Below are 12,076 nucleotides of genomic sequence, written 5' to 3' on the forward strand. Positions count from 1 at the left end.
ACTTTCTGGTTAGTATAAATCGGGTAGGAGGCTGATCATTAATTGATCAGCCGACCTCCCACAGCACCGTACGTACCGTTCGGTATACGGCGCTTCCAAAGTTTATACATTATTTCGCAGAATAACATTCACTAAAACTAAGGTATCCGATTCGTCTGAAACGCTCATTGGATAGAGCTTTTGTCAGAATAGGGCTATGGGCAACGCGCCAATAGCCTTTTCTTGTGTTTGCCCACATCCATGCTTGTTCCTTGGTAATGCCCGCTTTCTTCAGGTTCTCAAACCTTGTTCGGGTTTTCTTCCATCGCTTCCAAGTTGCCATTCGTATGCGACTTCTCGTCCATTCATCCAGGTCCTTGAGTAGGTTCTTTGCATCGGCAGGTTTGAAGTAATTCGTCCAGCCTCGTACTACTTGATTGAGTTTAGTTCTGCGCTCTTCGATTCCCATCCCATTGCTACGCCCAGTAACTCCTCGGATTTTATCCTTAAGCTTCTGGATGCTTTTTGGGTGGATTCTCAGGCGCCCTTCTCCCCTGTAAATGTAAAAGCTATATCCCAAAAACTTGACATAGTTTACATGAGCGACCTTCGTTTTCTCCCTATTTACCTTCAGAAATAGTTTCCCTTCGATATAAGGGAGAATGTGATCAAGTGTTCGTTTTGCCGCCTTTTTACTTTTGCAGAAGATCATCATATCGTCTGCATAACGTACAAAGTGGTGTTTCCGCTTTCCCAGTTCGTGGTCACATTCGTTAAGCATTATGTTGCCAAGTAATGGGCTCAGGGGGCCTCCTTGTGGTACACCTTCTGGACTTTCTTCAAACATTCCATTGGTCATAACTCCTGCTTTCAGGAATTTGTGAATCAGCGATACGACCCGGCCATCTCTTATCGTCTCCGACAAAATTTGGATAAGCTTACTTTGGTTTACCGTATCGAAATATTGGGCCAAATCCATATCAACTACATATTTGTAACCTACTGTTATATAGGTTTGGCATCTTCTTAATGCCCCATGGGCACTACGATTCGGTCGAAATCCAAAACTATTGTCTGAAAACTGTTTCTCAAAGATGGGACTTAGAACTTGAGTTATCGCTTGTTGAATTAACCTGTCTAAGACGGTGGGTATTCCTAGTTTTCTGGTCTTTCCGTTCTCTTTGGGTATTTCTACCCTCCGTACGGGTTTTGGACGGTATTTACCATCCCGGAGAGATTGCAATAGTTCATCCTTGTGTTCTTTCAAGAAGGGTAGAAGTTCATCTACCTGCATACCATCAATTCCACCTGCGCCCTTGTTTCTTTTAACCTGCCTATAGGCCTGGTTTAGATTTTCAGTGCTAAGGATTTGCTCAAGCAACCCATTCGTCTGCTCATTTGTGTTGGTGTTGTCGGTTTCAGTCATCTTAGGTAGCTCGCACACTTCTGCATACTCTTTCTGTTCCGCAGATACCCTTTGCAGATAGTCTTCAATTCGAAGTTGTCTGTGTTTTAAATTACCACTTTCAGTAACTTTCATTGACCCACACCTCCTTTGGTTCAGCCCTTCCGTCGGTGTCTAGATCACCTCTGTACTATGGCTTCTGCTGACTCCTCACGATAAATCTTGTTTCAACCGGGTTTCTTACTCTGTTTCCACCCGTCCGTGAGGCCTCCCACGGTAAGACGATTCACTTTCATTCCATGTACCCGCAACATTTACGCTGGCGTGTCTGTGTAGCTTTTGGGCTTTAACTTGTCGTGCAGTCTTACCCCACGTTTTGCGCCTGATGCTGTTCGTGTTCCTCGGGTCAGAATTTTGCCGCCGGCTTCCTTCAGATTCCACCTCACGATGGACACCCTTGCCTTAAGCTAATGGTTGGTCGCTACATACCCCCATATCGGACTTTCACCGTCTAGTTAATCGTCATGCGTGGCGCACACGAAACGGGATACTTACTGGCCAGTAAGCATCCCGTCAATTCTTTTCTTCAACTGCAGGTCAACACATTATTCGAGACGATGCCGTCAAAACAGACTAATTATTTACTCTCGTAATACTTACGAAGGTTAGCGGCAACTTCCTCGGGGTCAACGTTGTGAGTAGCAACTCCGGTATCCATCGCTGCTTTAGCAACTGCCGCAGCGACAGCGGGTCCAACACGTAAGTCAAAGGCTTTAGGTATTACATATTCTGCATTGAGTTCTTCACTTGTTACGATACCAGCAATAGCGTAAGCTGCTGCAACTTTCATTTCTTCGTTGATGGCTTTTGCTCCAGCATCAATGGCACCGCGGAAAATTCCTGGGAAGGCTAAGACATTATTGACTTGGTTCGGGTAGTCAGAACGACCTGTACCAACAACAGCAGCCCCAGCTTCTTTAGCATCGGCAGGCCAGATTTCTGGAACCGGATTTGCTTGAGCAAAAACGATTGGATTTGGAGCCATGGATTTAACCATTTCTTTGGTCACGAGGTTTGCACCGGAAACTCCGACAAAGACGTCAGCGCCTTTTAAGGCATCTGCTAAATTACCCTTCACAAAGTCACGGTTCGTTTTCAGGGCGATTTCATCTTTGTATTTATTCATGCCTTCAGGTCGACCTTCATAGATCGTACCCTTGGTATCGAGCATGATTACGTTTTGAAGGCCCATGCTCATTAAGAGTTTCGTAATGGCCATTCCGGCGGCACCGGCACCATTAACGACAATCTTAACATCTTTAAGTTCTTTCTTAACTACTTTCAGAGCATTTACCAATCCGGCCATGGTGACAACGGCAGTTCCATGTTGGTCATCATGGAAAATCGGTCCATCATAAATCTCTTTGAGTTTCTCTTCAATATAGAAACACTCAGGAGCTTTGATGTCTTCCAGGTTAATGGAACCAAACGTAGGTTCCATTAGCTTAACAGCTTCAACGACTTTGTCACTGTCTTTGGTGTCTAAGCAAATGGGGAAAGCATCTACATTCCCGAAAGTCTTGAAGAGAATTCCTTTTCCCTCCATAACCGGCATGGCAGCACGAGCACCGATATTGCCAAGGCCTAAAACCGCAGACCCAGTAGATACGACAGCCGTTAAATTTTCACGGTTTGTATAAACATTGACCAAAGCTGGGTCTTTAGCAATCTCCAAGCAAGGTTCTGCTACTCCAGGAGAATAAGCAAGGCTAAGATCATCACCATTGCGAACAGGAACTTTACTTACGACGGCAATCTTGCCTTTGTTGTTTTTATGGAGATTAAGAGCATCTTCACGAAGGCCCATAACTACACCGATCCTTTCTCATCCTGCGTTTGATTTAAAGTGACTAAGAATCAGAAAGCCTGGCCACTTAAAGAAGTGACCAGGCTTCACTTACATTAGGCGTTTTTGGCGTCGATCTCAGCTTGTGCTGCTAAAATATCTTGAGCATTAAGGTAAACTGGGGTGTCTACCATTTTACCATTGTAAGAAACGGAAGCTTTGCCTTTGGCAATGCCTTCTTCTTCAAAGACTTTTACAACGCCGGCTGCCCATTCCACATCGGCTGGATCTGGAGCATACATACGGTTGGAAGGCTCGATTTGTCCTGGATGGATAATCATACGGCCTTCATAACCCATTTGACGGCCTTCGGCAACGTTTTTCTCGAAAGCTTCGATATTTTTGAAATCAACGAATGGAGCATCAATAGCGATGATTCTGGCGGCACGGCAGGCAACAGCCACATGTGCACGACCATATTGTTGTTCAACGCCTTCGTTGGTCAATTTCACGCGCATATCACGGCAATAGTCTACGGCACCGAAGATAGCGTTGACATTACGTTTGCTGGCTAAGCAGCACTCAGCAGCATTGATGATCCCTTTAGCAGTTTCCAGAAGCATGGAAATCTTAACGCTCCCTACTTCTAAGCCACGACGACGCTCGAGTTCTTCCAGTTTCCAATCGAGGCGTTGCACGTCTGCAGCGCAGCCTGTTTTTGCTAAGGTGACACCGTGGAGACCTTCGTATACAATTGCTTCTAAGTCGTCATTGGTCAATTCAGTTTCCCAGTTGTTGATACGTACAAAAACTTGTGCACCGTTTGTGCCAGCATATTTGAGGTTTTCAGCAACTATTTTACGTGCAGCTTCTTTCTCAGCTGGTGGGACAGAGTCTTCGAGGTCCAGAGTAATAATATCGGCAGGAAACTCAGGAGCTTTCGCTACCATTTTTGGATTGTTACCAGGAATATACATAACAGATCTCATAATTGCCATGATGTTTACCCCCTAAATATTTTTTATTAAGTTGATCCCTAGATCCTACTCTAGGAAAGACAAACTAATTAAGCTTTGACTTTTTCTCTTAAGATAATGGGAATATCCGTTGGCGTTTCGGCGACAAATCCGCCTGCTTTTGTAATAGCTTCCATTTTGCTCTGCGCCGATCCACGGCCTCGTTCCACGATGTTGGAAGCATGAGAGAATCTCTGACCAGCCGGAGCCCAAGCACCAGCTACGTATACGACAAAAGGCTTGGTAAATCCGCCTGCTGCAATGACTTCAGCGCACTCTTCTTCTTGAGATCCGCCGATTTCTGCATAAACTGCCACACCGGCCGTTTCCGGATCTGCTTCAAACAACGGAAGCAAATCAGCCATCGAAGTCCCGAGAACGGGTTCTGTTCCCGTGTGGATTACGGTACTAACTCCAAATCCACCTTCTCTTAACAGCCAAGGAATAGTTCCAGACTGTCCGCCGCTGCGGGAGAAAACACCAATGTTCCCTTTTATAAAGAATTTATTGGCCCACTCCTTATTTCCGCCGAGCCAACCGACAACGGCTTCTCCTGGAGTGATAATTCCAATCGATCCTGGTCCAAGAAGTCTAGAACCTTTGGATTCGGCATAAGCTATCATTTCCATAATGTCGTGAATAGGGGTACCTTCAACACAAGGGATAATATTTTTGACACCAGCATCGGCCGCCTCGAACACTGCGGTCTTCAGGGCACGGCCTGGAACAAAAATAACGCTGAAATCGATCTCGCCTTGTTCACGAACAATCTCTTTAACGGTATTGAATACGGGTATTTCATGAACTTGTTCTCCGGCTTTTCCCGGACTCGTTCCGCCAATGACATTGGTACCATATTCTTTCATATACTTTGTTCGGACAGACCCTTCTCGACCCGTAATCCCTTGAACAATTACTTTGGTTTGTTTATTGATCAAAATGCCCATTATAAATCCCTCATTTAACAATTTGCTAGGTTTATACCCTATATCCAAACCTACTTTACAAAGTTCATGACGTTATTGACGTTTCTTAAGGTACTCATCCAAACCTTTAATAGGAATTTCAATCGTAATGGCATTATTACCCAAGGTTTTACAGGCAAACTCACAAGCCAAGCACTCTGTACCAAGACGCAAGCACTCTTCTGTAGTGCGGTGTTCAACGGATGCTTTACCTTGATCATTAATGCCGAGCAACCCTCTGGCATACTTTTTGCACGCGTCAGCACATGCTTTAGTTTCGCATGTATCACACTTGCTGGTATCGATGATTACCTTAAGACTTTTTTCTGCGAATTCCAGCACTGGTTTTCCCCTACTTTCCTTGAGCTTCTTTCTCAGCTCGATATTCTTTACTGAGAGCCAAGAGTCTTTGGCCGATAAACTTGGTATCTGTTACGTGCTCTTTACCATAAATCTCGATTCTCCTGCCAGGACCGTCTGGTGTCATCAAATCAGCAAGTCCTTTTTTGAGGATTTCGAGAGATTCATCTTCCCTGTTGCCACAGAGCAGTAAGACACAAGGCAAACCTGGCTTTTGAGTAGGAAGGATTTCTCTAAGAGCCTTAACGATTGCATGAGCATGATGCCACTGTTCTTGATTGGCCATCATGAATCCACCGAGCACGTATCCGTCAATATTCGGCTGGGAAAGGACACATTTTGCGACTCGATAAATTTTCGAACCAACTGGATTACCGCTGGTATCTGCATAGTTAGCAGGCTTTAAGCCAACTTGGTTTAAGGCATCCAAGCCCATCATTGCGGAACCGCCACCGATCGGATGGTAGCCGATATAACCGGGGCTCACTTCATCATAGCCCATGTTCATCAGGAAGCCTGTTCCTCGAGCATCTGTCTCCTCGATGCTCCAACCGATAAGGTCTAGTTCTGTCGGTGCACCCGGTAAGTCACGAGCAATAGCAATGCCGAATTCCGGATGACGCCCCACGGAACTATTATCAATCTCCATCTTGCAGTCGGCGCAAACTAAGTTCCCCTCACCGGTCATAACGAACGGATTGATCTCTAACGTTTGACAGTCATATTTCTTATACGTCTGAGAAAGTTTCGTGAAGAAGCTTGCAAACTTGCTTAGGTCTTGTGCCGGAATTCCAGCCCGAGCACAAAGATCAACAGCGTCATAAGGCTGCAAACCGTTAATTGGGTCAATATTTATTTTCAAAAGTAATTCTTCCGGTACGCTTTCAATGTCCATGCCGCCTTCTGTACTAAACATCAGCATAGGAGAACGCGCCTCTCGGGCTCCATTTACCACGAACGAACAATAAAACTCTTTTTTAATATCCAATTTTTCTTCAACGAGGACTTGATGAATTGGCATACCTTTTATTGTTTTTGCGAGAATTTCCGCAGCAGCCGCAGCTGCCTCATCCGGCGTATTGACTAATTTAACGATTCCAGCTTTACCACGTCCTCCAGCTTGGAGCTGACCTTTTACAGCTACAGGCTTGCCGATTTCCTCAGCAATCTGGCGTGCTTCCTCAGGATTAGCTGCTACTCTTCCTAGGGGTACCGGCATTCCAGCTTTCCTGAGCCATTCTTTTCCTTGATATTCGAGAAATTTTGCCATTCGTTATCACTTCCATAATGAAATTTTCTGTAACTACTTGGGTTCGAACCTGGAATAGCTACTAAATTACAATGAAGAGAAATTCCCTCCCTCCTACACTGTTATACCACTGGCGTTAGGGCTTACTAAAATCCTTAATGCTAATAACAAGTTTCCAAGAGGGTTTGTTTCATTATTCAAAACACGGTTTCATTATCCCCTACACCATTATCTTACGTATTTTCAGATTAGTCAACACTTTAATTGAGAGTCTTTATGGGGCTTACGATAAAATAAATTTATGGATTAAAACACTGTTTTATTTTCATAATTTAATGGTTTCCACCGGTGTAGGACCGGCAATGCCAATAAACACAAAGCGATTTGTGCCGGTATTACGCATACCATGAGTTTGCCCAGCCTTCGCTAAAATTGCCATACCCTTTTTAATATCAACCTCTTGACCATCCCCAGCAAAATAAAGTCCGGACTCTCCTTCAAGGCATATCCAAACATCATCCGCATTAGGATGTTGATGAAGAAATACTTCTTGACCGGGTTCCAGACACCACATTGCACCTAAGGTTTTATCCGATTGGTAAACCATCACTTTCTGAGGAACGTTCGCATCAAACCGAGCCAATTTTTCCAACGAAAAAACTCTTTCTTCCACGAAACAGCCTCCCAACTTATTAACTCATTATAAGAAAGCAGGCGTTAGAATTATTTCACCAACTGCCTGCTATTCTCACAATCTATCATAACCACAGTGCTATAAATTATCCTTTAGGATGATTTTCCCAAGCCATCTTTAGACGACTTATTGAGGCGAATTTTTAGACTGTTATAGGTTTATAATCTTTCCGGGGTTAAAGCGGATTGAAATCTTTATGGAAGCGAGTGTCTTGGAAGTGATTACAGGTCGATGACCTTCCCTGGGTTAAAGCGATTGCTCGGATCAAAGCTTCTCTTAATTTTTCTAAAAGCATCCATAGCAGCGGGTGTAAACTCTTTATCCAGATACTTCTTCTTGACGAGCCCGATTCCATGCTCACCACTTATGGTACCCTTAAGATCAAGAGCCATCATGCAGAGCGCCTGTTCGGCAGCATGGACGGTTTCAGTTTCCTCTTTATCCCGTTGATCGAAAAGAATCAGAGGATGAAGATTTCCGTCACCTGCATGGGCCACAACTCCGATCGTCACACCAAAATCTTTTGCTACTTTAAGGACTCCCGCAATGGCTTTCGGGAAATTACTCCTCGGAACTGTAATATCATTAACACCATAGGATGGTCTAACGCGAGCAACCGATCCGAAAGCACAGCGCCTTGAAGTCCAAATTTGATCCACTTCACTTGCCGTTTGAGCGACTTTAAATTCTTTAGCTATTTTATTGGCTATTTCACCAATCGTCTTGACTTGCCCGTCCATATCTTCCGGATATCCGTCAACCTCAATAATGAGAACAGCTCCAGCATCACGGGGAAGCCCGGCATGGCTAAAATCTTCCGTCGTATTGATCAGCAAATTATCCATTAATTCCAGAGTTGTCGGAATAATCCCGGCAGCAACGATATCGGCAACCGTCTGAGAAGCATCTTCAACTTTGTCGTAAATAGCCAGCATTGTTTTCTTGGCTCTAGGTATCGGTATGATACGAACGAAAACTTTGGTGACCAATCCCAGAGTTCCTTCCGCGCCAACTATGATTCGAGTCAAATCGTAACCCGGCTCACTTTGGAAATTACGCCCTCCTGTTTGGATGACCTTGCCATTCGGGAGAACGACTTCTACACCCAAAATATAATCTCGCGTAACCCCATATTTAAAACATTTCGGTCCCCCGGAGCATTCACCTACATTCCCTCCGATTGTTGAGGCTTTATAGGAGGACGGATCGGGAGGAAAATAAAAGTTTTTCTTTTCGAGTTCAACTTGAAGATCAAAATTGATCACTCCGGGCTCAACGACTGCCACAAAGTTTTCAGTATCTATTTCATGTATTTTAGTCATTTTGGTAAAGCTAATCACCACAGATTCTTGAGAAGGAATGGTTCCACCACTTTCATTCGTGCCGGCACCCCGAGGTACAAGTTTAATATTATGCTCGTTCATCAATTTGACGATTTCAACGACTTGTTCCGTTGTTTGCGGAGAAACGACTCCTAACGCTTCACCAGATAATAACGTGCCGTCATAGCCATAGGTCAACAGGCCGACTTTGTCTGTAACCACGTTTTTTTCCCCAACTATTTCCTTCAACCGATTAACAACCGTTTGGCTTAACATATTCAGACCTCCTTCTTCTTAAGCCTCTAGACTTACCCCAGGATTGAGAATCCCTTTGGGGTCAAATTGATGACGCAGTTCACTGAGCAAGCCTGTGGTTTGCTGCCACGTTTCTGCATCATTGTAAACTTCAGCTTTGAGCTTATGACCCAAGAGGCCCTTCATATTCCCACCCAGGGACATTGCCAATTTATTCACTTTCCTGGCTAGAGCAAGTTTATCGGTTCCCTCAGGCAAAGCCAAACAAACATATCCGAGAAGCCCTTCGACAAGTACGCCAGGATAAACCCCCAGATCTCCTGTGAGCGCTTCGAGCTGAGTCAAGGCTTGAGGCATCTTCATTGGTCCAACCGTAAACTCCAGAGTTCGATCCGGTTTTGCATTAAGACCGGCGCGGACTTTAAGCCAACCATTGATGACTTGATCATACTCAGCCTCATCCTCAATGATCTTTACATCAGTACCTCCACCTAAAGTGAGAACTGCAGCAATTTCATTAGCGATATTTTTACCCGACTTTTCAAATCCCTGCAAATCAATGATCACAAGTTGACCTTCCGTTCCTGGCTTGGCATTGTTCGCAAGGGATGCATTGAGGAGATTCATCCGAGTCGGATGCACGTTCCGCTTAATCAAAGTATTGAACGTTGCATTAGCCTTATGCATAGATGCGAAGGTTCCGATCACTGCCTTTTTAGCTTCCGGTACAGGTAAGAGCTTCACCAGAAGTTTGGTGAAAATCCCAAAGGTTCCTTGGCTTCCGACAGCGAAGTGGATGAAATCTAAACCGGATACATTCTTAATACATTTATTTCCGATCTCCAGGATTTCCCCTGTCGGGAGAACCATTTCAAATCCCAAAAGGAAACCCCGGGTAGGACCATATTCAAAGGATTTAGAATCGGAATCTCCAATCGCAAAGCAGCCGCCAACCGAACTGGTTTCGACTTCATAGGGTTCCGGAGGAAAGTTTAATCCGGCTTCCGCAACTTTGAGAAGAAATTCTTTATGAAGAAGTCCGGGCTCGACAACCGCCACCAGATTCAGATGATCCATCTCTAAAATCTGGTTCATCCGTGACATGATCATCGCGATCCCACCCGCAATCCCCTGAGTATCGGCGACTGCTCCGCCTACCGCTATTTTCACATTCTGCTCATTTGCCAGTTTAACGATACTCGAAACTTCAGAAGTACTCTGAGGTAAGACGACGACTGCAGGCTTACCTTGACCTTTTAGATATTTAGCCATTTCGGAAGGGGAATCGATGACATTGGCATCACCGACAATCCCCTTTAACTTACTGATATTGACGTTACTCATGACTACCCGCCCTTCCACTCATTTACTAGAACTTGCGGTCAGCATGTTCCGCAAAGGGAAATTTTTTCAATTCCCGGCCAGACCATGATGAGTTGTAATGGTCTGGCCCTATACAAAGTTAATGTAATTCTTACGGTTAATTAGTCTTTGTAAGCGTTGGCCATTAAATCGGCAACATGCATAACTTTTTGTTTTTGACCGGCTTTGTTTATGCCGCCTTGAAGTCTCAACATGCAAGCTGGGCAACTTGTAGCTACCAAATCTGCATTGGTATCCTTGATGTTTTGTACCTTCTGACCTGTGATATCTGTTGATACCTCATGATAGAAGGCTTGTATTAAACCGGCTGCCCCGCAGCAACGACCGGCTTCAAACATTTCCTTATATTCAACCCGAGGAATCATTTGCAACAATTGCCGGGGCTGCTTTGTTACCTTAAGACCCCGAATCATATGGCAAGGATCATGATAGGTGACTTTTAGAGGACTTAAATTATGAAGTTTGCTCTCGTCGACACCAATTTTTGACATATATTCCGAAAACTCTACCACTTTCTCGGAAAACAATTTAACTTTTGGAAGATATGACGGCTCATCGGCAAAGAGCGTTGGATAGTCATGTCTAAGCATCGAAGCACAGGACGCGCATGCAGTGAGAACAACCTCAGCATCTTTATACTTATCTAAAAAGGTATCAATCGTTTTGCGGGCGTTTCTTTTTGCTGTTTCGAAGTCACCATAGCAATATTGAGGAAGACCGCAGCACACTTGATCTTTTGGAATAATAACTTCACAGTCATTTTTTGTTAACACTTTAACAACAGAATGAGCGGTTTGGTCTAAGGAGTAATTGAGAAAACAGCCCACATAAAATCCGACTTTATGCTTCGGACGTTGCACCGTAATCCTCTCCGGGACCTGCTCCAAAAATGGTTTTTTTGCAGTAGGGAAATTTCGAATATCAATACCGCGAAAATAATCCATACCATCAATTTTATTGAGAACGCTTTTGCCCATTCCTCCGAAAAGACTGAATCCCATACCCAACCTCTTCGGACTAGCTAAAGTTTTTAAAGCAAAAGACTTTGCAAATGGCTTGATTCCTTTTCTTAGTTTTAGATCTCGACGCGCTGCCATGACGAGCTCATTACCATGTACCCCGTTTGCGCAAGCGACTGCACATTCTCCACACAACAGACAGCTCATGATAGCATCTTCATACTCTTGATTAGGTTCTAATTTTCCATCGGCGACAGCTTTGATGAGCTGGATTCTTCCACGTGCAACCATTGTTTCTTGCCCAGTCAATTTATAGGTTTTACAGGCTGTATGGCAACCACCACACTTGTTACATGTGTTTAACATTTCATATACTTCTGTCAAAACCCCCACTTATATTTCCCCCTTCACTGCCAGATTGTCAGACCACCAGATGGACTTAAAACTTTCTCGGCACCATTTCTCGGATTCTAAGACTCCACTAAGGCTTGGCAAACATGTTTCTGTGGGTGAAACTCCGTTTCACTAATCAGTATATGCTTTGCCAAGCCTCTCATAGTACCAGCAGTCAAATTTTAGAAACCACCCATGAGACTCGGCAAACCGTTTTTACAAGTGAAACCATGTTTCACTATTTTCTGAC

11 protein-coding genes are annotated in these 12,076 nt (G+C 44.3%); all 11 read right to left on the bottom strand.

All coding sequences use genetic code 11. The features are described 5' to 3' along the window. Window positions 1-109 precede the first annotated feature (109 nt). Window positions 110-1,519, bottom strand: coding sequence for a group II intron reverse transcriptase/maturase (ltrA, locus tag VZF35_RS14020; protein ID WP_407305724.1), 1,410 nt, complete (start codon window positions 1,517-1,519; stop codon window positions 110-112). A gap of 179 nt (window positions 1,520-1,698) precedes the next feature. Beyond that, a complete protein-coding gene (locus tag VZF35_RS14025; RefSeq protein ID WP_407305726.1) occupies window positions 1,699-1,830 on the bottom strand; it encodes a hypothetical protein in 132 nt (43 codons plus the stop codon). Between the two features lie 191 nt (window positions 1,831-2,021). Next, on the bottom strand, window positions 2,022-3,251 hold the full coding sequence (locus tag VZF35_RS14030) for an NADP-dependent malic enzyme (RefSeq protein ID WP_407305728.1): 1,230 nt from the start codon (window positions 3,249-3,251) through the stop codon (window positions 2,022-2,024). A 95-nt stretch (window positions 3,252-3,346) separates the two neighbouring features. After that, entirely contained in the window at window positions 3,347-4,228 is an 882-nt protein-coding gene (locus VZF35_RS14035) for an HpcH/HpaI aldolase/citrate lyase family protein (protein ID WP_407305730.1), read from the bottom strand. A 68-nt stretch (window positions 4,229-4,296) separates the two neighbouring features. Beyond that, window positions 4,297-5,193, bottom strand: a complete 897-nt coding sequence (locus VZF35_RS14040; protein WP_407305732.1) for a CoA-binding protein — start codon at window positions 5,191-5,193, stop codon at window positions 4,297-4,299. A gap of 72 nt (window positions 5,194-5,265) precedes the next feature. Next, a complete protein-coding gene (locus VZF35_RS14045) occupies window positions 5,266-5,553 on the bottom strand; it encodes a hypothetical protein (protein ID WP_407305734.1) in 288 nt (95 codons plus the stop codon). Window positions 5,554-5,563: 10 nt separating this feature from the next. Then, window positions 5,564-6,841, bottom strand: coding sequence for an ATP-grasp domain-containing protein (locus VZF35_RS14050; RefSeq protein ID WP_407305736.1), 1,278 nt, complete (start codon window positions 6,839-6,841; stop codon window positions 5,564-5,566). A gap of 304 nt (window positions 6,842-7,145) precedes the next feature. Continuing rightward, the gene (locus VZF35_RS14055; protein WP_407305738.1) at window positions 7,146-7,493 is read right to left on the bottom strand and encodes a cupin domain-containing protein; all 348 of its coding nucleotides are present in this window, start codon (window positions 7,491-7,493) and stop codon (window positions 7,146-7,148) included. Window positions 7,494-7,735: 242 nt separating this feature from the next. After that, window positions 7,736-9,112: an FAD-binding oxidoreductase gene (locus VZF35_RS14060; RefSeq protein WP_407305740.1), complete on the bottom strand. Its 1,377-nt coding sequence runs from the start codon at window positions 9,110-9,112 to the stop codon at window positions 7,736-7,738. Between the two features lie 18 nt (window positions 9,113-9,130). Next, window positions 9,131-10,435: an FAD-binding oxidoreductase gene (locus VZF35_RS14065; protein WP_407305742.1), complete on the bottom strand. Its 1,305-nt coding sequence runs from the start codon at window positions 10,433-10,435 to the stop codon at window positions 9,131-9,133. Window positions 10,436-10,575: 140 nt separating this feature from the next. Continuing rightward, the gene (locus tag VZF35_RS14070) at window positions 10,576-11,826 is read right to left on the bottom strand and encodes a (Fe-S)-binding protein (RefSeq protein ID WP_407305743.1); all 1,251 of its coding nucleotides are present in this window, start codon (window positions 11,824-11,826) and stop codon (window positions 10,576-10,578) included. Between the last annotated feature and the right edge of the window lie 250 nt (window positions 11,827-12,076).

This window comes from Desulfosporosinus paludis, assembly GCF_045689965.1.
Lineage (GTDB): Bacteria > Bacillota > Desulfitobacteriia > Desulfitobacteriales > Desulfitobacteriaceae > Desulfosporosinus > Desulfosporosinus paludis.